We start from the raw sequence: 22,024 nt of genomic DNA, 5'->3' as shown, positions 1-22,024 counted from the left end.
TGAATACACCAATCGGAGCGATATAACTATTTAATTAAAAACATAATATTTAAATTTTATAAAAACAATTTAGACTAACTCAGGATAATATTAAATTGCGACATACCATAATGTTGAAACGACATGATCGACCAAGTTTTAAGATCAAACGGCTGCCTAAACAACTGAGCTTGAGTATTCACTTGATTAGCTGTGCTCTATTCTCGACTTCGCTATTTGCCCAGACGTTGAGTTATAACCAAGCCGAACAATATGTTGTCGAAAATGCTTATGCTTCACAAGCACAACAAGCTTTGCAACAAGCCTCACAACTTGAAATGGAAGCAGTCAAACATTTAGGTCTTCCACGCATTGATTTAAATGCACGTGCTTACTCTTTTCATAGTGAAACCAGCGTACCGTTAGAGTCAAGTAAACGCCGACTCGAAAACTCCCTGACACGTGGATTTGATGACAAATTATCACAGTGGGAAAATGTACTTTCGCCCGAGGCGATTGATCAAGTCAGTCAAGGTTTCGATCAAACCGTAAATGATGGTCTCAATAAAGTTCCAAATAATCTAGATGTCACCATTAAAGATCATGATGTCCGTACCTCAGTCTCGATGGTCATGCCACTTTACACAGGTGGGAAAATCAATAGTGCCAAACAAATTGCCAATATTCAGGCACAGCGCTCCAATATAAGTGTGAAACAACAACAAGATTCACAGCGTTTTGAAATGATTCAATCTTATTTCAATGTGCAATTACAACAGCAATTGCTCAACGCGAGTCTGTTTAATTTGAATGCCATGCAAGAACACTATAACAATGCCCTGAAATTGGAGCAGCAAGGCTTTATTAATAAAGGGCAACGCATGCAATTTGAAGTGGCACGCAATAATGCTGAACGTACTTATCAAAATGCACAGTCGAATTTGCGTGCCAGTCAGTTTAGTCTTCAAAATTTATTACAGACTAAAGAAGGCTTAAATCTCAGCACCCCCCTCTTTGTAAATACCGCAGAAAACCACTCTCTGGATAAATTGCTTGCCAGCTATGACCAAAATTCCAGCTTGGTCAAAAAGCTGCAGATGGATACTCAACTCGCCAATGAAAATGTAAGAATCCAACAAGCAGCCAAAAGACCCAGCCTTTTTGCTTTTGGTGAATATGGTCTAGATGACAAAGAAAACTGGATCGTCGGTGTTATGGCAAAATACAATTTATTTTCAGGAGTAGATAAAAATAAAAATGTGCATGCCGCCGAATTAAAACGTTATGCAGCCGAACTCATGACCGAACGAACCAAGCAAGAAATTGAAAATGTTTTATATAAATCTTATAGCGAATTAAATGCTTCCCAGACCAGTCATCAACTCCTGACTCAAAATACCAAAGCTGCACAAGAGAACCTACGTATTCAACAGCTCTCTTTTAAAGAAGGCATGGGCACAGCAACCCAAGTCATTGATGCTCAAAACGCATTAAGCGGGTTAAGAAGTGAAATGGCAGTGAACGCTTATAAATACATTTTATCTTTAGCGACTTTATTACAAAGCTACGGTTCAATTGATGAATTCAAGCTTTATGTGAACCAACCACGTACTGACTATATCCGTTAATTGGAGAATCTTATGAGCCAGAATCAATCCCCATCCAATTCAGAACGCGATACGAATGACGTGGAAAAAGTGACCGAAGCCGAAACACCAAAAAGCGTAAATGAACCAAGCTCTACGACAGAACAAGTAGACTCTGCTGATAATGCAGTTACATCTAATCCACCAAACTCGCCGACTGAGCCGCCTCAAAAATCTAAAGCTAAAATCATTGGCTTAATTATCTTGATCTTAATTCTAGGTATCATCGCGTTTGGTCTGTGGAAAGCTTATCAACCCAAAACCATTGAATTACAAGGTCGTGTAGAAGCAGAAACCGTGCATATCAGCACTAAAGTGCCAAGTCGTATTGAAGAGTTTTATGTGTCTGAAGGACAAATCATAAAAAAAGGACAACCATTAATTCGTTTTGTTAGCCCTGAATTAGAAGCCAAGAGAGAGCAAGCACAAGCAGCATTGCAAAGTGCGACAGCCTTTCATTCCACTGTCTATCGCGGCGCCCAACAGGAAAATATCGAAACCCTATATGCCAATTGGCAAGCGATGAAAACGCAAGCAGATTTAGCGGCAACCACTTATAAACGTGGAGAAACGCTATTCCAACAAGGCGTTATTTCTCGTCAACGTCGGGATGAAATGTTAGCAACTCAAATTTCGGCTCGTGAAACTGCGGAAGCTTCTTATCAACAGTATGCTCGTGCGAAACGAGGCAGTACTGAGCAACAAAAATCAACAGCCGATGCACAAGTTGCCATGGCACAAGCAGCAGTGAAAGAAGCCAATGCACTGACCGAAGAAACCAAACTCTACTCGCCAATTGACGGTACTGTTTCCAAAACCTATGGCAAACCAACAGAATTGGTCGCAATGGGTGTACCTGTGGTTAGCATCATTGAAGATCATGAATTGTGGGTGAGTTTAAATGTTCGTGAAGACATGTATAACAGTGTTTATAAAAGCAAAACACTTGAAGGCTTTATTCCTGCCCTGGATCAGAACGTCACTTTTAAAGTGAAAAATATTGATGTTGAAGGCGACTTTGCCACCATTAAAACCACACGTCAAACAGGCGGTTATGATATCCGTAGCTTTAAATTTCATTTAGTACCAGAACAATCCATTCCTGATCTCAAAGTCGGAATGAGCGTACTATTTAAAATTAAAGAGGCAAAGTAACCGATGTTTGCTGTCATACTTCGGGAGCTGCGTTATTTAAAACGCCATAAAGTAGATGCTTTTATGGCTATTATTATGCCGCTACTGGTGATTGTCTTTTTTGTCAGCATGCTTTCCGCCGGCAAAGCTGAACATTTACCAATCGCCATTATTGATCAAGACCAAAGCCAGTTAAGCCAAAAAATCATCCATAACCTGAGTATTAATCCCAGTCTGAAAGTGAAGACCATCAGCGCCAGCCAAGATGAAGTTGAACGGATGATTAATAATACTCAAGTTTGGGGTTTTGTTTTTATTCCAGAAGGCGCTGAACAACGACTGGTACAGGCAAAAAATGCTCAAATCAGCATCGCCTATAACCAATCTTTTTTTAGTATTGGCAATACAATTGCCTCTGCGATGCAAAGCAGTACCTTAAATGCAATTGGTGATTACTTAGGTAATAGCTATTTAGCTAACAAGATTCCCTATGCTGAGTTTCCAACACCGCATGTCAAAGTTTCTATGCTGTATAACCCGAGCATGAGCTATGAGCTATTTTTAGAACCCTTTATCGTGCCTGCGGTACTGCATTTATTATTGTGTTGTTGCATTGCATTTGCCATCGGGCAGGAATTTAAACGACATACCTTTGCGGACTGGATTGGTTCAACGCATATCGTGTCTCGATTCTTTGCCAAGATTCTACTCTATGTCTTCATTTTCTGTTTTTGGACATGGTGCTGGATGTTCTGGCTAACACAGATCAAAGGCTATTTTATTGCAGGTTCACTCAGCTTTCTGTTGATCGCTCAATTTGTGTTTTACTTTGCCTATGCCATGATTAGCAGCAGCGTTATTTTAGCCACAAAAGACCTGCCCAAAACCTTTGGTTTTATTGCATTGTACGGGGGGTCATCGATGAGTTTTGCTGGCGTGACGCTTCCTTTAAATAACGCACCGATATTTACTCAGTTCTGGTCAATGATTATTCCATTTACACCATATGCCAAGTTACAAACTGAACAATGGGTTATCGGAAGTGATATCGTGGTTTCAATTGCACCATTCGTAATTTTACTTGTTTTTGCGGTGCTATTTACTGCGTTAAGTCTTCGCTTATTAAAGAAAAATGTTCAGGAGATTCACTCATGAAATTATTTTTCTTCTATTACAAGCAGACCTTTAAAAATATTGTGAAAAACAATTCAGTGTTTACCACACTGATTGTCTCAATCATCATGTACAGCTTTTTCTACCCAACCGCCTACAAAGCACAGGTTGCGGAACATATTCCGATCGTCATTGTCGATGAAGAACAAAGTGTTTTAAGCTCTAAAATTATTAGTCAAACTGCAAATAGCCCACATATCCATATTCAAGCGGTCACGAGTGATTTTCTTGAAGCGGAGCAAATGGTCAAAAACCAAAAGGCTGAAGCCATTCTATTACTGCCTGAAAATCTAAGTCAAAGTCTCATGCGTGGCGAAATGGGTGGTATCGGACTCTATCTCAGTACTGCGTATTTTCTGCAAACCAAAGAAGCAGGTACAGGTCTTGCCACCTCTATCGAATATGCACTGAAAGATTATATGGAGAAATTTGGTGATGCTTCACAGTTTGAAATCGAAATGCCGATTCACGAAATCCCGCTGTTTAACACCTTATCGGGTTATGGCAGCTATATCTTTCCTGCAGTTGCCAGTCTAATTATTCATCAAACCATTTTGCTCGGCTTAGCAATGCTCATCGCCAGTTATCGTGAACAAGGCTGGTCAGCGCAACCTACCGAATTCTCGGCCATTTTTGCGACCATCTTTACGATTAGCGGCTTAGGAAGTCTCTATTTATATGGTTTTACCTTTTGGCTCTATGAATACCCACATGGTGGAAACTTCTGGGGAATGCTCCTCGCTGTACCGATCTATGTGAGCTGTGTCATTGGTCTTGGTCTGTTACTTGGTTCGCTTGTGGATATGCCTGAACGTGTCGGGCATTTAGTCGTAGTGACGTCCATTCCCCTGTTTTTACTAACAGGTGCAGCTTGGCCACATGCTGCTATGCCTGAATGGATGCAAGCACTCGCATGGATACTACCATCTACTCATGGGGTACAAATGTTTGTACAACTTAATCAAATGGGTGTACCAACAGCAATTGTCGCACCAAAGTTAATTTATTTGGCTACTGTAAGTGCAGTCCTATTGACGCTTTCCTACTATCGCTTAGTCATCATGAAACCCATCAATAAGGAAGCTCAGTAGCTTCCTTTCTTTTTTAAAGTAACCCCCATAAAAAAACCCAAAGATAACTTTGGGTTTTTCTGTTAAGAGATTAATTATTCTTCAATCGCATCATCTTTAGATTCAGATGAAATTTCGTCAGAAGTCGTGGTATCAGGAGAAGTATTTACAGCTTCTTCTGTAACCTCTAACACTTCATCATCTTCCACTTCAACAGCTTCAATCGAAACAACACCAACCAATGTTTCAGCTTCGCTTAAGCGAATTAAACGAACACCTTGTGCATTTCGACCTGTAGTGGCAACCTCTGACGCACGGGTACGAACTAAAGTACCACCATCAGAAATCAACATCAGCTCTTTGCTCTCATCAATCGAAACAGCACCTACTAGCTCGCCATTACGATCAGAAGTTTTGATCGCGATTACACCCTTACCACCACGTTTCTTGGTTGGGAAATCACCCACTGGAGTACGCTTACCATAACCATTAGCACACGCACAGAGCACTTCACCTGTTTCTGGAACAACCACAAGCGACACAATACGGCTGATGACGTTTAATTCAGCTACATCATCGCCATCATCTGATTCATCATTTTCAATGATGTCTGTCTCTTCGACTTCCAGCACACTACTCGCAAAGCTGACGCGCATACCACGGACACCTTTCGCAGTACGACCCATCGCACGAACATCGGTTTCAGCAAAACGAATTGCTTTACCTTCGTTCGAGAACAACATGATTTGCTGCTTGCCATCAGTGATTGCAACACCGATTAAGGTATCTTCTTCATTGAGTTCAATTGCACGTAAACCATTTGAACGGACATTGCTAAACTGTACTAGCTCGACACGTTTTACCGTACCCGATGCTGTTGCCATAAAGACATAATGATTTTCAGGGAAATCTTTGAGTGGCAAAATTGCAGTTACTGTTTCATTCGCATCAAGTGGCAGCAAGTTAACAATTGGACGACCTTTGGCACCACGCGAAGCCTGAGGTACTTCAAACACTCTTAAGCGATAAACTTTACCAACGTTGGTGAAACACAATACCGTGGCATGGTTTGAAGCAACAATTAAATGTTGGATGATGTCATCATCTTTCATTGATGTCGCAGACTTACCACGACCACCACGACGCTGTGCTTGATAATCAGAAAGTGGTTGGGTTTTCGCATAGCCTGTTTGAGAAACAGTAAGAACGACTTGTTCTTCTGGAATCAAATCTTCACGGCAGAAATCGACACCAGACTCAATAATCTCTGTGCGGCGCGCATCACCATACTGTTGGATGATTAAAGCAAGCTCTTCACGAATCAAATTCATCAACAAGTTGAAGTCATTGAGAATTGCTGTTAATTCAGCAATTTGCCCTAATATTTCAGTATATTCTGCATGTAGCTTGTCTTGCTCTAAACCCGTTAAGCGATGTAGGCGTAACTCTAAAATTGCAGAAACTTGTGTTGGTGATAAACGATAGATGTCACCAGACAAACCAAATGGACGAGTAGGATCTTCACCTTCAATCTCATCTGGACGAACAGAAATTGCACCGGCTTTTTCCAATAAAGCAATGACACCACCACCTGCCCACTCACCTGTTTGTAAACGCTCACGCGCTTCGGCTGGGTTTGCAGAAGTTTTAATGGTTTCAATGATCTTATCGATATTTGCTAATGCAACTGCTAAACCTTCTAAGATATGCCCGCGCTCACGTGCTTTACGCAATTCGAACATGGTACGACGAGTCACCACTTCTTGACGGTGACGAATAAACGCCGCAATAATCTGTTTTAGGTTCATCAATTTTGGTTGGCCATTATCTAGACAAACCATATTGATGCTGAACGAGTTTTGAAGCTGGGTATGCAGAAATAAATTATTTACAACAATTTCTGCATTTTCACCGCGCTTCAAATCAATCGCGATACGCATACCATCTTTATCAGACTCGTCACGAAGCTCAGAAATACCTTCTAATTTCTTCTCTTTAACCAACTCAGCAATACGTTCAATCGTTCTTGCTTTATTGACTTGATAAGGAATTTCAGTAAAGACAATCGTCGTTCGACCTGATTTCTGATCTTCTTCGAAGTGATATTTACCACGAATATGTAAACGACCTTTACCCGTACGATAAGCATCAACGATGCCTGCTTTACCGTAAATAATACCGCCTGTAGGGAAATCTGGACCAGTAATATGCTCCATCAATCCTTCTACAGAGATATTTGGATTATTTGCATAGGCTAAACAAGCATTGACCACTTCGGTCATGTTGTGTGGCGCCATATTAGTCGCCATACCCACCGCAATACCCGTGGTTCCATTGATCAGAAGATTTGGAATACGCGTTGGCATGACTTGAGGAATACGCTCAGAGCCGTCGTAGTTGTCTTCCCAATCGACCGTATCTTTTTCTAAATCAGCCAAAATTTCATGGGTCAACTTCTGCATACGAACTTCGGTATAACGCATTGCAGCCGCGCTATCCCCATCAACTGAACCGAAGTTACCTTGACCATCAACCAACATGTAACGCAAGCTAAAGTCCTGTGCCATACGAACAATTGTTTCGTATACAGCACTGTCACCGTGGGGGTGATATTTACCGATCACGTCCCCGACAACACGAGCAGACTTTTTGTATGATTTGTTATAATCATTGCCCAATTCATGCATTGCAAACAACACACGACGATGAACAGGTTTAAGACCGTCTCTTACATCTGGTAATGCACGAGATACAATTACGCTCATCGCGTAATCTAGATATGAATGCTTGAGTTCGTCCTCAATGGCAATCGGTCTGATTTCCGATACGCTCATGCATACTCCTTGTTTACAAGTAGATGGATCTACCTGTTTTTATGTCTTCAATCTTGCAAAATTTAGCCCAAAAACTTGAGCTAAAAATAAAAAAATACAGCGAAAAATTATAGCATAAAGCACAAGCTAACTGGGAGTTTAGAGATCTGAAAATAGCATTTTTTTACAATAAAAAAATCATTAGAATTAACAAGTTAAAAACACTAAGTGATTAACTGTCAGATAAAGCGCAATCTACTTTTTTTTTGAACAAAAGATCACCGATTTATTTTGTATTGGTATCGCATTTAATATTATAAAATTGGTGATACTGCACATATTCGCCCCAGAAAAATTAGAAATTCGCACTAATGTTTTTATTATATTTGGCATCGAATCCAAGCGACCGCGTCACTCAGATTCTCAATATCAAGTTTATGGCAATAAAACACCCCGATTTTAACAACTGCCGCTCACCAATGCCGCACCAGAACAATCACTTTACTTCGATCTGCTCTACATGAATCATTGATGTTTCATTGACGATTATTTTGTCCCACTGCATAAAATAAAAGGCTGCACAGAATAATGCTAAAATAAAGGGTACCTCATACAGCTCCTCTACCACATCAGGCTGAATGGTGTTACTCAACAACCATGTATCAATAAATCGATGGTGCTCAACGCTATCAGCAAAAAATAAAGAGACACACGCAATCAACAAGTACCAGAATGGGAATGGAACAGAATTGAATTTATATTTAATTTCTTCACGCAACTTTGAAAGAAAAGGCATGAACACAACAGGTGCAATCACGAAAATCGAAATGATTCGAAAATAAAGATGTGGAATATCAGGAAAATAATCACGTCCCCAGCTAATACTACGGCCAAAAAACATAAACCACCATGCAATCGCCCAAAGCCAAAATAGTTTTTTTGATTCTGTTAAGTGTTTCGGTTTCATATAGAACCATGTGAATGCTACACATGCCAATAACACCAAGGCTTGCGCATCTTCGATCAGATGAACTTTCCACGTCATTAAGAAATGTGAATCAACATTTGTCAAAAACAAGATCACCAACAACAGTGTCAGTAAAGCCACGGTCGTGTAATTAAAACGTAAATCAAACTTCATGGGAGAAAAAATATCCAAAATGGATCAAAGTGTATATTTTAGCAAAAGTGTACCAACAAGTACACTTAACCTCACTTCTAATAAAAAACGCTCCTGAGCAAAGCAGTAAAGCATCGCTTTAACTGCTTGCGCAAGAGCGCTTTTTTACCTTAATTCAAAAAAGAATTAAAGTTTAGATACCAATTCAGGTACAACAGTGTTCAAGTCACCCACTAACCAGTAGTCAGCAACGCTGTTGATTGGCGCTTCTTCGTCTTTGTTGATCGCAACAATAACTTTAGAGTCTTTCATACCCGCCAAATGCTGAATCGCACCAGAAATACCGATTGCCATATAAAGATCAGGCGCAACGATTTTACCAGTTTGACCTACTTGGAAATCGTTTGGTACGAAACCAGCATCAACCGCAGCACGAGACGCACCTTGAGCAGCGCCAAGTTTGTCAGCCAATGGATCAAGTACTTTGTGATAGTTCTCACCAGAACCAACACCACGACCACCAGAAACTACGATACGTGCAGCAGTTAATTCTGGACGATCAAGTTTCACGATTTCTTCGTTTACGAACTTAGAAATACCCGCATCATTTGCTTCCGCAACTGTTTCAACAGCAGCAGAACCGCCTTCAGCAGCAACCGCATCAAATGCAGTGCCACGAACTGTACCAACGATGATTGCTTCATCAGATTGAACAGTTGCGATTGCATTACCCGCATAGATTGGGCGCTTGAATGTATTTGCAGAATCAACAGCAATGATGTCTGTAATCATGCTTACATCAAGAAGTGCAGCAACACGTGGGAGCAAGTTCTTACCCGTCGTAGTAGAAGCAGCAAGTACGTATTTGTAACCGCCTTTTGCGATGTCAGCAACTAAGCCAGCAACGTTTTCAGCCAATTGGTTTGCATAAGCAGCGTTGTCAGCAAGCAATACTTTGCTTACACCAGCAACTTTAGCAGCAGCATCAGCAGCTGCTTGAGCGCCTGAACCCGCTACTAATACAGTAATATCACCACCGATTTTTTGAGCTGCCGCAACAACGTTTAAAGTTGCACCGTTAAGTGTCTGGTTGTTGTGATCAGCGATAACTAAAATACTCATGATTTTATCCTTCTGTATTAGATCACTTTCGCTTCATTTTTCAATTTTTCTACAAGCTCGTCTACAGACTTCACTTGCACGCCAGCTTTACGTTCAGCAGGTGCTTCAACTTTAATTGTTTTAAGCTTAGTACCAGTTGAAACGCCATAATCAGCAGGTGATTTAACATCAAGCGGCTTTTTACGAGCTTTCATAATGTTTGGAAGCGCAGCATAACGTGGCTCATTCAAACGCAAGTCAGTTGTAATGATTGCAGGAAGACCAAGCTCAACAGTTTGTAAACCACCGTCGATTTCACGCGTTACTTGAACCTTTCCACCATCAACTTTAACTTCAGATGCGAAAGTACCTTGACCAGCACCAAGTAAAGCGCCAAGCATTTGACCTACTTGGTTAGAGTCATCATCAATCGCTTGTTTACCTAGAAGGATAAGTTCTGGTTTTTCAGCATCAACAACGCCTTTTAAGATTTTAGCAACTTCTAAAGCGCCGACTTCATCAGCAGTTTCAACTAAAATACCGCGGTCAGCACCTAAAGCCATTGCAGAACGAATTTGTTCTTGAGCGTCTTTAGAACCCACTGAAACAACAACGATTTCTGAAACCGTTCCTTTTTCTTTTAAGCGAACCGCTTCTTCCACTGCGATTTCACAGAATGGGTTAATTGACATCTTAACGTTGGTAAGGTCAACCCCACTATTGTCCGGTTTAACACGAACTTTAACGTTGGCATCAACCACACGTTTTACAGCAACAAGAGCCTTCATGTAATCCTCGGCTGTTCTAAACAAGTAAATGTAGTAAAGAGCATTCTAACTCTTCGATCGAAACTTTTTAGGTGCCCTATCTTGCAATGTATTTGGCATTTTGGTCAAGTCACAATTTCCGCTACGACCAGAAAAAAGATGAAATGCCCAGTTCACAAATTTAAAACACCTATTCAGCATATAAAGTTGGGGTTTGATTAACATTAATATTACATTTTGATTTTTATTATAATTTATAAATTCAACGACCTCGAATCGATATATTTTATCGAATAAACAAGATCCGCAAGCGATCATGGTCAGTGAGTTTAGCGATTGCATCTATTTTGCAAAAACTTGGCAATAAAGTAAGAATACCAATTAAACAAATTTTCATGACAAAGTTGAAAACTATCGACTATTAAACACTCAATTTTGCAACATAATATATCGCTTCAGCCTTATAGCGTGGTGTTAACGACTGAATTTACCATTTAAACATCGGTAACGGGCTCCACGGTTTTTGCAATAAACGCTTCATACCCAAACAAATCAAAGTCTTGTGAAACCCAGAGTTTGGAAACTGTTTGGTTAATTTTTTAAACTCGCGCATTGGAATATTTGAACGCAACAAACCTAATGAAAAATCTGCATAATCGGCTTGTCTAAAGTATTCAACCAGTGGGTATTCGGAAGATTCTGCTTTGGTTAACTTATGATGCTCTGTAATCATCAATGTGATTTCTTGCTCCCAATCTAAGCGCTGATGTGCAACAAGATATTGATGCATTTGTTCAACTGATGGTGAGATATAGTCAATCGTTTTCGCAGTCCAAATACCAATATCGTGAAAAGCCACAGCGATCGCTATTTTATAAATTGTGTCACTCCGATTATCTTGGCTTAAACTCAAACAACATGCTGCAACACGCTTACAATGATTAAGATAGCCTTGATAATCTAGCTGAATAACCGTTCGATATTCCTGCAAAATCGTTTCAATCCAAGTGCTACATTGTATAAATGCATCATGATCTAGCGATAGATTAAATTGTTGTTTAATGCTCATTTTTCTGCGCTCTTGGATGGGCTTGGTCATATACTTTTGCGAGTTGATCAAAGTCCACATGCGTATAGATTTGGGTCGTTGAAAGATTACTATGCCCTAACATCTCTTGTACAGAACGTAAATCCCCACTGGCAGAGAGCATATGGCTGGCAAAACAATGTCTTAATAAATGCGGATGTAAATCGACATCGACTCCAGCTCTTTGCGCTTGCAGCTTTACTCTGTTTTCAATTTGCCGTGGTTTTAATATTTGACCACGTTGGGTAATAAATACCGCTGAATCTGCAGTAAATTGCCCCGCCCAAATCCGATAGACTTTAAGCCATTCAATCAAACTTTCCTTAGCTTTAGCCCCAAAAGGAACAATACGTGTTTTATTACCTTTACCTGTAATTCTTAATAACTGTCGATTGAAATCAATATCTTTAATGGTCAAGCCTTGCAACTCAGCCAAACGTAAACCACTAGAATAGAGCAGTTCCAATATTGCTTTATCCCGCAACCACAATTGTTGATCAATCGGTTTTTCAGGCGCTGTTTGGTCTAAGATTTGATTGACAGTTTCAATATCAATCAGACCGGGTAAAGGTCGAGATTGGCGTTTCAATTTAAAATCTTCTGATGGATTTTGTACTAAATATTGCTCCTGTTCCGCCCATTTCATGAATTGGCGAATTGAAGTCAAATGCCGTTGCAAACTACTTGCACCAAGTTGATCTCGTTCAACTCGCTCAGCCAAATACTGTCTGAGATCGGATGCCTCAACATCTTGTAACTGAAGTTGTTTATGTTCACAAAATTGAAAAAAATCGGTTAAATCACGCCGATAAGCCGTAATGGTATGCTCGGACTGATTTTGAATCATACGTTCTTTTAGCCACATAGAAAGCAGTTTTGCAGGGGTTTCCAAATAGCTCTCCATGTTATTGAATTCATCACGCCTACAGTCTAACAATTTTTTTATGCTGATGTATTAGGGTCTGTTGACATTTCACCTTACGCGCTATAGCTCTCATTGCGACATGAGCCATTTTTGGCGCAAGATTTTTTAGATGGTACAAGGCATGTTTTTCGAAATTTAGTCATTCTAAATGATGAGAAACACTGTTTCGCAAGATAACGTAGTATGAGGAACAACGTTCCGCAAGTAAAATATCCCTGTCCTCGAGCTTCGCTTTGCGCTGCGATCAAAGCAGTGCTTTGTTCTTGCTCAGGGTTGTAATACAATAAATTTCAAGTTTTAGATTTTAAGCTTAGCATAATGACAACAATTCTAATCCCTTATCTGATCGCTATTACATTACTCACCATTACTCCGGGTCTCGATACGACCTTGATTATTCGTACAGCGACACTCGAAGGTAAAGCAAAAGCATTTCAAGCAGCTTTAGGGATTAATTTGGGTTGTATTGCTTGGGGTGTCATCGTCGCTTGTGGTTTAGGGGCTTTGTTGATGACCTCCGATCTAGCCTTTGATGTTTTAAAATGGATCGGTGCCGCTTATCTCGCATGGCTTGGACTCAATATGATCTTCAAACCTAGAGCAGAACTTGCAAGTACAGCGAATTCTGGATCGAATCAAAATTGGTTTATCAAAGGATTTTTTGGAAATTTGCTTAATCCCAAAGTTGGTATTTTTTATATTTCATTTCTCCCTCAATTTATTCCACATTCTGCCTCACCGATTGCGTGGACGATGGGACTGGTCATGATTCATGTGTTCATCGGGTTTATCTGGTCTGTGTTTCTAATTTCTGCCATGCAATCCGTATCACATTACTTAAAACAGCCAAAATTTATTCGCTACATGGATCGAATCACAGGCAGTATTTTTATTCTATTTGCACTGAAACTTGCATTCAGCAAACGTTAAAACTACAAAATTCTGTTTAGGTAGTTGTTGATGTGCTCAGCAGCAATTTGTGCATGTGTATGCGCAAACTGGTGATCACCGCCCTGAATGACATGTAATTCAGCATGTGAAAAACGCTGACTTAAGTACTCTCCAACAACAGGGGGACTTAATGGATCTTGGTCTCCCCACAACAACAATACGTCGTTTTTGATTGAACCCAATTCAGCTTCAAAGTTGATATTGGTGGTCACAAACCAATCAGGATATTGTAAATAATGCTGACGATATCCTTCTCTCCAATCTTGTACATCAAAAGGTTCCAGTGAAATTCCACCAGATGTCGCAACCAAAACCAATCCTTTTACCAGTTCAGGTTTTGATAATGCCGCAGCCACAGCAAAAATACCACCCATTGATTGAGCAACGATGATACATTCTTGTTGTATTTGACCAACGACATAATCAATCAGTTCATCAAAACTTGTTAAGTCATGATTCGCTTCAACACTGCCAAATCCCGGATAACTGATAATTTCTTTAGTATAAGTGGATGGCAATAAGTCACGAACAGGCTGCCAAAAGCTCAGATCACCAGAAGCACCAGGCAAAAAGATAATTTTATTCATAAGCAACTTTGTATGAGCCTAAAACAAAAAAGCACCATCATCTGGTGCTCTTTTTTGGTTAACCTTGAAAATATCTTAAATCTAACCGTGCATCATAGACATGTGTGGTTGGACCTGTCATCCAAACCACATCTCCTTCACGCCACGCGATATGTAACTTCCCACCCGCAAGCTGAACCTCAACTTCACTGGCAAGTAGACCACGGCGCATACCACTCACCGCTGCTGCACACGCCCCTGTTCCGCACGCTAAAGTTTCACCTACTCCACGTTCAAACACACGTAAACGCACGTGTTTTTCATCCAAGATTTGCATAAACCCTGCATTGACACGTTGTGGAAAGCGAACATGAGATTCGACTTGAGGCCCCATCCCTGCAACATCAGCAGTCAGCACATCAGGAACAATGGTTACGGCATGGGGATTACCCATATTCACCACATCAATGTTGATACTTTTATCGTTGGCTAAACCAAGTGCATAAAGACCTTCAGCATCTTCATGTGCATCAGTTAAAAATGGGATCTCTTGTGGTAGAAACTTCGGATAGCCCATATTCACACGAACCAAACCATTTGCACCCAGCTCAGGCTCAACAATACCCGCTTTGGTCTGCACACGGATTTTGGTTTTCGTGGTTAATCGACGTTCATGCACAAAGCGTGCAAAGCAACGTACACCATTACCACACTGCTCGACTTCAGAACCATCCGCATTAAAAATACGATACTTAAAATCCACATCTGGAAAATCAGGTGGCTCAACAATCAAAAGTTGATCAAAACCCACACCAAAATGACGATCGGCCAAACGTTGGATCGTCACGGTATCTAAATAAGCGCGCTGGGTAATCAGGTCAACAACCATAAAGTCATTGCCCAGACCATGCATTTTGGTGAATTCTAAATACATCCCGATTTACTCCTGAGGCAACAAATGCTCTTTTTCCCAGAGTGATTCTATTGTTTCACGTTCACGAATTAAATAGGCTTGATCACCATTGACCATAACTTCAGCAGCACGACCGCGGGTATTGTAGTTTGAGCTCATTACGAAACCGTATGCGCCAGCACCTAATACCGCTAATACATCATTTTCCTGCAATGCCAAATCACGCTCTTTACCTAGAAAATCGCCTGTTTCACAAATGGCACCCACTAAATCCCAAGTTTTAGTTTCAACATCGGCATTCGGGTTTACGGATTGAATATCCATCCATGCTTCATACAAAGCTGGTCGAATTAAATCATTCATTGCCGCATCAATGATGGCGAAATTGCGATGATTGGTTGGTTTGAGTAAATCAACTTTAGTCAGTAATGCACCAGCATTGGCAGAAATACTACGACCCGGCTCCATATATACTTTTAAACCGAGCTTTTCTAAAGCAGGTCGCAGTGCATTGGCATATTCTGCAACAGTAGGCGGTATTTCATCTTTATAACAAACACCTAAACCGCCACCAATATCAATATGTTTTAGGGTGATACCTAGGCTTTTCAACTGCTCGATCATCAACATCACACGATCAAGTGCATCCACAAAAGGCTTGGTCTCAGTCAATTGAGAACCGATATGACAATCAATCCCGACGATCTCTAAGTTCGGAAGTGATGCTGCATATTGATAAGTTTCATTTACAGTATCGCTCGGAATACCAAACTTATTTTCTTTCAAACCCGTTGAAATATAAGGATGGGTTTTAGCATCGACATCAGGATTGACACGCAAAGAAATCGGGGCTTTTTTCCCTAATTTAGCCGCAACTTTTTGAATCCGATCAAGCTCGGCATAAGATTCAACATTGAAGCACGCGATACCGACATTTAAAGCTTTTTCAATATCCGCTTCAGATTTACCTAAACCAGAGAATACGATTTTTGATGGCTCACCGCCTGCTGCAAGCACACGCGCCAACTCACCGCCCGTCACGATATCAAAACCAGCACCAAGTTTTGCCAAGACATTCAGAACAGCGATATTTGAGTTTGACTTCACCGCAAAACAGATTTGATGATCAATAAAATCAAAAGCACGATGCATATCCAAATAATGCTTCTCCAAAGTCGCTTTTGAATAAACATATAAAGGTGTGCCGAATTGCTGTGCGAGCTGATCCAATGAACATTGCTCAGCATGCAATACTCCATTAATGCGCGTGAAACTCATGAAAATGTCCTTGTTTACAAACTTAAGGTGACGTTGGTTGTGATTCAGTCGTTGATAATGTTGCTTGGCTTTCCACTTTCGCTTCATCCTTATTTAGATCAGATGATACTTTGGCTGTAGATGCTTCATTTTTATAAAGCAGGTATTTTGCACGCTTATCATGATTTGGATCAGAAGGAAGTTGCAATGCACCCGACTGACCACATGCGCTTAATACAACACAACTCAACAACACACTGATAGAACAAATGACTGGACGCATCTGAGCACCTAACTTTTACAATTCGCAGCAGTATAGCGTGATCAATCGATAGGCTAAAGTCTAAACATAAAAAAACAGCCACTGGGGCTGTTTTTTTATGTTGGGCGATACTTAACTAGAGAAAACTAGATCATTTTTTTTGTTCTTGTTCTTTTTCTTTCTTCAAACGATCTTCCCAGAATGTTGCATTACGGATTCCGAGTTTGACTGGATCAAAAGTAAACTTCGTCACGCCTGCTTTTTGTTGTTGCTCGTAATCGTTGAGTGCCTTGATGGTTGGTTTCCAAATAAAATAGGTCATGATAATACCAATGATATTAATCCATGCCATTAGACCAACACCGATATCACCAATTCCCCAAATATAACCCGTCGCACTAATCACACCATAAATAACGGCTGAAAGAATGAAACACTTAGTCAGGAACATTAATGAAGGTGTTTTGGTGATATAGCTGAGATAAGTAATATTGGTTTCAGCAATATAGTAGTAGGCAATAATTGTCGTGAAAGCAAAGAAGAAAACCGCGAGTGCGACAAAGATTTGACCAAAACCACCAAAGACCGTACTTACAGCCATTTGAGTGAATGCTGGTGAACCAATTTCAACAGAAGCACCGACATTTTGCACAATAAATTGACCTGCTTCTAAAGTACCTTGAACGTTATACATCCCCGTAATCAAGATCATGAACGCGGTCGCTGAACAAACAAATAAAGTATCAACATAGACAGAGAAAGACTGTACTAAACCTTGTTGTGCTGGATGTTGAACTTCAGCCGCCGCTGCTGCATGAGGGCCTGTACCTTGGCCTGCTTCATTTGAGTAAACACCACGTTTTACTCCCCAACCAATCGCAGCACCGATACCTGCCATTGGTGAAAAAGCATCAGCAAAAATCATTTTAACCACACCCGGAAGTTCCTGAATGTTCATAAAAATGATCACCAACGCCATGATAATGTAGCCCAGTGCCATAAATGGTACAACAAACTGAGCAAATCGAGCGATACGTTTAATACCACCAAAAATAATGACAGATAATAACGTGACAATGATAACAAGTGCCAACAACTTATAAGCACCGACATTGCCAAAAACAATGGCACCGTCACCTGTAATTTGCGTAAATGCATTTCCGACTGCATTCGCTTGAATGCCCGGCAAGAACAAACCACAGGAAATAATTGCAGCAATCGCAAAGAGAACACCTAACCAGCGCTGCCCTAAACCTTTATCAAAATAAAAAGCGGGACCACCACGATACTGTCCTTGATATTCAACTTTATAAATTTGACCTAAAGTCGATTCGACATAAGCGGTACTTGCACCTAAAAATGCAACCACCCACATCCAAAATACAGCACCCGGACCACCAAAACCAATCGCTGCGGCAACCCCAGCAATGTTACCTACACCAACACGACCAGAAAGTGAAACGGATAACGCCTGAAATGATGAAATACCCTGTGAAGAGGATGTTCCTTTAATTAATAGCCTTCCCATCTCCTTAAGCTGTCGTACTTGGACAAAACGCGTAAGAATAGAGAAAAATAAACCTGCACCTAAACATAAATAGATTAGCGCGGGGCTCCAGATAATGCCATTTACCCAATTAACAATTTCTGCTGCACTCATATATATCAACCTTTTTTATTAAAATTGGAAATATAACAACCGTTATATTTCCATTTGCTTGAGCATCAGCAATATCTATGCCAATCAACCGGAGTATCATGCCAAGAATTGAACAAATGCTCAAAACCGTCCATGGAAAAAGTGAACTGAACAAGTATATTAACTCAAAAACACACTGTATCTTACTTGTAAAAGTCTTATATCATGTTATTTTGCTGAGCACTTCCCTTTAACCAGTGAGTTACGAAAATCGCCCTTTTCTCTTCATCCTTATTAAGAGAAATACGATTGGCGCAATGTTTTCGTAATTACTTTACTTTTTAACTAATTTACAGAAAATTTTCAATTTTAAATATGGCAAAAATTAAAACTATTTACCGTTGTGAACAATGTGGCGCAGATCATCCGAAATGGGCTGGGCAATGTACCGAATGCGGTGAATGGAATTGTCTCACTGAAATCCGCATAGAACCGAGCGTCACTCATCGTAGTCAACCCAAAATGGGCGGTGGATATGCAGGTCAAGCAGCAAGCATTACCACATTAAATCAAGTCTCCGTTTCCAATGAAACCCGCTTAGCCACAGGGGTGAGTGAGTTTGACCGTGTTTTAGGTGGTGGCTTAGTCACAGGATCAGTGGTCTTGATTGGTGGCGATCCGGGGATTGGTAAGTCTACAATCTTGCTGCAAACTGCCACCCACATGGCCAGCAAAAAAAGCTCAGCACTCTATATCACTGGCGAAGAATCACTTTCTCAAGTTGCATTGCGGGCACAACGTTTAGATTTGCCTACCGATCAACTCAAAGTCATGGCTGAAACCTGTGTTGAACGTATCTGTGATGTTTTAGCACAAGTGCGTCCTGCTGTTGCCATATTGGACTCCATTCAAACCTTATATACCGAAACCTTACAATCAGCACCTGGTGGCGTCTCACAAATTCGAGAATCCGCTGCATTACTCACCCGTTACGCCAAAAATAGCGGCACTGCTTTGTTTCTCGTAGGTCATGTCACCAAAGAAGGTGCACTGGCTGGTCCTCGTGTTTTGGAACACATGGTCGATTGCGTGCTCTATTTTGAAGGTCAATCTGACTCACGTTATCGCATGATTCGTGCAGTCAAGAACCGTTTTGGTGCAGTCAACGAACTTGGGGTCTTTGCAATGACCGATAAAGGTCTACGTGAAGTCGCCAATCCATCCGCAATTTTCCTGAGTCGTTATGATGAAGCCATTCCGGGTTCAATTGTAATGATCAGCCGTGAAGGTACTCGCCCTCTCCTAGTTGAAGTTCAAGCCTTAGTCGATGATGCACATGGTCAACCTCGTCGTGTCGCACTGGGTTTAGAACAAAACCGTTTAAATATGTTGCTTGCAGTCATGCATCGACACGGCGGGGTTCAAACTGCTGGTCAAGATGTTTATATCAATGTGGTCGGTGGTTTAAAAATCACCGAGACAGGTTCTGACCTTGCGGTTCTACTTGCCTGCGCATCCAGCTTACGTGGCAAAGCCTTACCTCAACAATTGGCTGTTTTTGGCGAAGTTGGGCTATCAGGTGAAATCCGCCCCGTTCCAAATGGTCAGGAACGTTTAAAAGAAGCCGCTAAACATGGTTTTAAATATGTGATTTTACCTCGAGGCAATGCACCACAAAAACCAATCGAAGGTGTTCAAGTGATTGCTGTAGCACGATTACATGAGGCATTAACGGAAGCAATGCAGCTCAGTGATGAATTGTCATAAAAAAAATGCTTTTCTAGTTGAAATTCAGTGCAAATGCCTGCATAAATACACTTACTAATTGGAACTAAATAGGGATTTTCGATGCAAGTACACCAGCGTGGCTTGATGGCCGCTTTATTAATGGCAACCTTGGTTGCTGCACCACTCGCAGAAGCGAAACGTGCAGGCGGCGGAAAGAGTCATGGTATGAGCAGATCTAACTCATCTAGCCAGTCTTATCAACAACCTCGCCAAGCGACTCCACCAGCACAACAACAAGCCGCTCCGACTGCTGCACCTCAAAAAGCAGGTCCTGGTGTCGGTGGTATGGTTGCCGCAGGTGTCGCTGGCGCAGCATTAGGTGCCGTTGCAGCAAACGCAATGGCAGATGATAAAGATCCAGCTCAAACAGAACAACAAGCTGTTGCAGCCGAGGAGGAGAAACAAGGGCTTCCTAGTTGGATTTGGGTTCTACTTGCAGCCGCCGCCGCCTTCTTTGTGTTCCGCAGATTAGGCGCAAAAAAAAAATTAGCAGCAGATAATCCGTACGCTCCGAACAATAGCGGTCGAAATAATTTTAATCGTCAAACAACATCACAACCAACTGCTCGCCAAACAGGTGACAACACCAATATCTTTGGTCAATCAGTTGGTGGTGGTGCTGCGACTCAAGCACCTTTCGGCAATGCTCCAACTCAAGCACCATTTGGTAGTGCTTCGACCAGCAATGGCAATCAACTGCCAGATGGTACTGAACCGGCGGCATTCTTGCGTACTGCACGTCAACGCTTTAACCACATCCAATCAGTGAACAACGCAAATAATATCGAAGAAATTCGTCGTTATTTATCACCAGAGCTTTACAACTCGATGTATAGCGACATTATGGCCAACCAAGATCAAGATGTGGCTGAATTTAGCAACCTCAATGCAATGGTGGTCGAAAGTTCAACTGAAAATGGTCAATACGTTGTCAGCGTTCGTTTTACGGGTACTGTGAGCGAAGATCTGAATAGCTTGCCACAGCCATTTACTGAAATTTGGCACTTTGTTAAACCTGCTGGCTCACAACAAGATTGGGTTGTTGCAGGCATTCAACAAGCTTAAAACCTAATAAATAAAAAATGGCTACTTTAGAGTAGCCATTTTTTTGCCCATTTTAATCTAAAAGAAGATAGAACATACTCAGCCAAAAGCAACGTATTCCTTTCTATACAAGTATCTTGCTTCTTATCTCAATTGTTTTGAAATTTGTTGAAAACGATCATTATCCACTTGGTAATACACGGTTTCACAAATTTCTTGATTACCAAAACGACTCCCCACAGCCATGACCAAACGACTGTCTTTTTGGTAAACAATATCATTTTGAGTAAAGCCTTTCTGTTCACTATAACAATCAGCAAAGGTATCAGGCAACATAAAGCTCTGCCCTGTTTTGGCATTATAGGCTAAAGCAAAGCTGCATCCCCCACCGCAACCAACCGTTTCCATAACATAGTGCCCTGCAAAATTTGGTTTTTGTTTGGACATCTCTTTAAATAAAGTGCGGTATTTTTGGCTATGTGGATTGAGTTTTAAGGGGTAATTTCCTCCTGCGTACTTTTTTGCAGGATAATCCTGAAACGTGGGTGTTTTGGCATAGAGTGATGATGAGCCCAAAACCAATAGGATCGTATAAAAAACAGCGCGTAATTCAGCCCAGATTCTAGATAAAAAATACATTTCCATTCCCCTTATACGCCATATGCTTGTCAACTTTAAAACGCTTTACTGCGCTGAAGAACTATTTCAAAGTGGTTCTCTCACTTACTGTTTGGTTCAGCATAGCATTGAGCCTCATCATTATATTTGCTGATTAACCAAAACTTAATT

General features: G+C 40.9%; 19 protein-coding genes. 7 read left to right on the top strand and 12 right to left on the bottom strand.

Annotation, left to right across the window (positions count from 1 at the left end; all coding sequences use genetic code 11):
- Positions 1–110 precede the first annotated feature (110 nt).
- The 4 genes from J2Y37_RS07535 to J2Y37_RS07520 are packed head-to-tail and all read left to right on the top strand — an operon-like array spanning position 111 to position 5,023.
- Positions 111–1,607 (top strand): TolC family protein, encoded by a 1,497-nt coding sequence (locus tag J2Y37_RS07535; RefSeq protein ID WP_349032428.1) that lies wholly within the window; start codon positions 111–113, stop codon positions 1,605–1,607.
- A gap of 12 nt (positions 1,608–1,619) precedes the next feature.
- Positions 1,620–2,780 carry an efflux RND transporter periplasmic adaptor subunit gene (locus J2Y37_RS07530; RefSeq protein ID WP_349032427.1) on the top strand — a complete coding sequence of 387 codons (1,161 nt, stop codon included), beginning with the start codon at positions 1,620–1,622 and terminating at the stop codon, positions 2,778–2,780.
- Between the two features lie 3 nt (positions 2,781–2,783).
- A complete protein-coding gene (locus tag J2Y37_RS07525; protein ID WP_349032426.1) occupies positions 2,784–3,914 on the top strand; it encodes an ABC transporter permease in 1,131 nt (376 codons plus the stop codon).
- Positions 3,911–5,023, top strand: a complete 1,113-nt coding sequence (locus J2Y37_RS07520; protein WP_349032425.1) for an ABC transporter permease — start codon at positions 3,911–3,913, stop codon at positions 5,021–5,023. The genes J2Y37_RS07525 and J2Y37_RS07520 overlap by 4 nt, the downstream gene beginning before the upstream one ends.
- A gap of 74 nt (positions 5,024–5,097) precedes the next feature.
- On the opposite strand, the gene gyrA is transcribed toward J2Y37_RS07520, so the two are convergent.
- The 6 genes from gyrA to xerA all read right to left on the bottom strand — a co-directional run bounded on the left by gyrA (position 5,098) and on the right by xerA (position 12,782).
- On the bottom strand, positions 5,098–7,836 hold the full coding sequence (gene gyrA / locus J2Y37_RS07515) for a DNA gyrase subunit A (protein WP_349032424.1): 2,739 nt from the start codon (positions 7,834–7,836) through the stop codon (positions 5,098–5,100).
- A 475-nt stretch (positions 7,837–8,311) separates the two neighbouring features.
- Entirely contained in the window at positions 8,312–8,956 is a 645-nt protein-coding gene (locus tag J2Y37_RS07510; RefSeq protein WP_349032423.1) for a hypothetical protein, read from the bottom strand.
- A 165-nt stretch (positions 8,957–9,121) separates the two neighbouring features.
- Positions 9,122–10,057, bottom strand: coding sequence for an FAD-binding protein (locus J2Y37_RS07505; RefSeq protein ID WP_004668958.1), 936 nt, complete (start codon positions 10,055–10,057; stop codon positions 9,122–9,124).
- A 17-nt stretch (positions 10,058–10,074) separates the two neighbouring features.
- Complete coding sequence (locus tag J2Y37_RS07500) at positions 10,075–10,824, bottom strand: electron transfer flavoprotein subunit beta/FixA family protein (protein WP_004668959.1); 750 nt, start codon at positions 10,822–10,824, stop codon at positions 10,075–10,077.
- A gap of 466 nt (positions 10,825–11,290) precedes the next feature.
- The gene (locus tag J2Y37_RS07495) at positions 11,291–11,872 is read right to left on the bottom strand and encodes a hypothetical protein (RefSeq protein WP_349032422.1); all 582 of its coding nucleotides are present in this window, start codon (positions 11,870–11,872) and stop codon (positions 11,291–11,293) included.
- Positions 11,862–12,782 (bottom strand): site-specific tyrosine recombinase/integron integrase, encoded by a 921-nt coding sequence (gene xerA / locus J2Y37_RS07490; protein ID WP_349032421.1) that lies wholly within the window; start codon positions 12,780–12,782, stop codon positions 11,862–11,864. Before xerA ends, J2Y37_RS07495 begins: the two co-directional genes overlap by 11 nt.
- 351 nt (positions 12,783–13,133) lie before the next feature.
- Between xerA and J2Y37_RS07485 the strand changes: the two genes are divergently transcribed.
- On the top strand, positions 13,134–13,745 hold the full coding sequence (locus J2Y37_RS07485; RefSeq protein ID WP_349032420.1) for a LysE family translocator: 612 nt from the start codon (positions 13,134–13,136) through the stop codon (positions 13,743–13,745).
- A 2-nt stretch (positions 13,746–13,747) separates the two neighbouring features.
- On the opposite strand, the gene J2Y37_RS07480 is transcribed toward J2Y37_RS07485, so the two are convergent.
- The 5 genes from J2Y37_RS07480 to J2Y37_RS07460 form a co-directional block, all read right to left on the bottom strand.
- On the bottom strand, positions 13,748–14,353 hold the full coding sequence (locus J2Y37_RS07480; RefSeq protein WP_349032419.1) for an alpha/beta hydrolase: 606 nt from the start codon (positions 14,351–14,353) through the stop codon (positions 13,748–13,750).
- Positions 14,354–14,411: 58 nt separating this feature from the next.
- The gene (gene dapF / locus J2Y37_RS07475) at positions 14,412–15,266 is read right to left on the bottom strand and encodes a diaminopimelate epimerase (RefSeq protein ID WP_241322976.1); all 855 of its coding nucleotides are present in this window, start codon (positions 15,264–15,266) and stop codon (positions 14,412–14,414) included.
- Positions 15,267–15,272: 6 nt separating this feature from the next.
- Entirely contained in the window at positions 15,273–16,523 is a 1,251-nt protein-coding gene (gene lysA, locus J2Y37_RS07470; protein ID WP_130161067.1) for a diaminopimelate decarboxylase, read from the bottom strand.
- 22 nt (positions 16,524–16,545) lie between these two features.
- Entirely contained in the window at positions 16,546–16,785 is a 240-nt protein-coding gene (locus J2Y37_RS07465) for a lipoprotein (protein ID WP_004668966.1), read from the bottom strand.
- A 130-nt stretch (positions 16,786–16,915) separates the two neighbouring features.
- The gene (locus J2Y37_RS07460) at positions 16,916–18,424 is read right to left on the bottom strand and encodes an alanine/glycine:cation symporter family protein (RefSeq protein WP_004668967.1); all 1,509 of its coding nucleotides are present in this window, start codon (positions 18,422–18,424) and stop codon (positions 16,916–16,918) included.
- 354 nt (positions 18,425–18,778) lie between these two features.
- Between J2Y37_RS07460 and radA the strand changes: the two genes are divergently transcribed.
- A complete protein-coding gene (gene radA, locus J2Y37_RS07455) occupies positions 18,779–20,170 on the top strand; it encodes a DNA repair protein RadA (protein ID WP_349032418.1) in 1,392 nt (463 codons plus the stop codon).
- Between the two features lie 81 nt (positions 20,171–20,251).
- The gene (locus J2Y37_RS07450) at positions 20,252–21,256 is read left to right on the top strand and encodes a Tim44-like domain-containing protein (RefSeq protein ID WP_349032417.1); all 1,005 of its coding nucleotides are present in this window, start codon (positions 20,252–20,254) and stop codon (positions 21,254–21,256) included.
- Positions 21,257–21,379: 123 nt separating this feature from the next.
- On the opposite strand, the gene J2Y37_RS07445 is transcribed toward J2Y37_RS07450, so the two are convergent.
- Positions 21,380–21,874 (bottom strand): hypothetical protein, encoded by a 495-nt coding sequence (locus tag J2Y37_RS07445; protein WP_349032416.1) that lies wholly within the window; start codon positions 21,872–21,874, stop codon positions 21,380–21,382.
- Between the last annotated feature and the right edge of the window lie 150 nt (positions 21,875–22,024).

This window comes from Acinetobacter sp. 3657 (genome assembly GCF_031456775.1).
GTDB lineage: Bacteria > Pseudomonadota > Gammaproteobacteria > Pseudomonadales > Moraxellaceae > Acinetobacter.
This window is presented reverse-complemented; position numbering and strand designations above follow the sequence as displayed.

What these genes read in the sequence shown, in the direction of transcription:
- J2Y37_RS07495 (WP_349032422.1), bottom strand. Translation starts at nt 11,872, where the DNA reads ATGAGCATTAAACAACAATTTAATCTATCGCTAGATCATGATGCATTT.
- J2Y37_RS07505 (WP_004668958.1), bottom strand. Translation starts at nt 10,057, where the DNA reads ATGAGTATTTTAGTTATCGCTGATCACAACAACCAGACACTTAACGGT.
- J2Y37_RS07445 (WP_349032416.1), bottom strand. Translation starts at nt 21,874, where the DNA reads ATGTATTTTTTATCTAGAATCTGGGCTGAATTACGCGCTGTTTTTTAT.
- J2Y37_RS07535 (WP_349032428.1), top strand. Translation starts at nt 111, where the DNA reads ATGTTGAAACGACATGATCGACCAAGTTTTAAGATCAAACGGCTGCCT.
- J2Y37_RS07530 (WP_349032427.1), top strand. Translation starts at nt 1,620, where the DNA reads ATGAGCCAGAATCAATCCCCATCCAATTCAGAACGCGATACGAATGAC.
- J2Y37_RS07520 (WP_349032425.1), top strand. Translation starts at nt 3,911, where the DNA reads ATGAAATTATTTTTCTTCTATTACAAGCAGACCTTTAAAAATATTGTG.
- J2Y37_RS07465 (WP_004668966.1), bottom strand. Translation starts at nt 16,785, where the DNA reads ATGCGTCCAGTCATTTGTTCTATCAGTGTGTTGTTGAGTTGTGTTGTA.
- J2Y37_RS07500 (WP_004668959.1), bottom strand. Translation starts at nt 10,824, where the DNA reads ATGAAGGCTCTTGTTGCTGTAAAACGTGTGGTTGATGCCAACGTTAAA.
- dapF (WP_241322976.1), bottom strand. Translation starts at nt 15,266, where the DNA reads ATGTATTTAGAATTCACCAAAATGCATGGTCTGGGCAATGACTTTATG.
- J2Y37_RS07460 (WP_004668967.1), bottom strand. Translation starts at nt 18,424, where the DNA reads ATGAGTGCAGCAGAAATTGTTAATTGGGTAAATGGCATTATCTGGAGC.
- lysA (WP_130161067.1), bottom strand. Translation starts at nt 16,523, where the DNA reads ATGAGTTTCACGCGCATTAATGGAGTATTGCATGCTGAGCAATGTTCA.
- J2Y37_RS07485 (WP_349032420.1), top strand. Translation starts at nt 13,134, where the DNA reads ATGACAACAATTCTAATCCCTTATCTGATCGCTATTACATTACTCACC.
- J2Y37_RS07480 (WP_349032419.1), bottom strand. Translation starts at nt 14,353, where the DNA reads ATGAATAAAATTATCTTTTTGCCTGGTGCTTCTGGTGATCTGAGCTTT.
- gyrA (WP_349032424.1), bottom strand. Translation starts at nt 7,836, where the DNA reads ATGAGCGTATCGGAAATCAGACCGATTGCCATTGAGGACGAACTCAAG.
- radA (WP_349032418.1), top strand. Translation starts at nt 18,779, where the DNA reads ATGGCAAAAATTAAAACTATTTACCGTTGTGAACAATGTGGCGCAGAT.
- J2Y37_RS07450 (WP_349032417.1), top strand. Translation starts at nt 20,252, where the DNA reads ATGCAAGTACACCAGCGTGGCTTGATGGCCGCTTTATTAATGGCAACC.
- J2Y37_RS07525 (WP_349032426.1), top strand. Translation starts at nt 2,784, where the DNA reads ATGTTTGCTGTCATACTTCGGGAGCTGCGTTATTTAAAACGCCATAAA.
- J2Y37_RS07510 (WP_349032423.1), bottom strand. Translation starts at nt 8,956, where the DNA reads ATGAAGTTTGATTTACGTTTTAATTACACGACCGTGGCTTTACTGACA.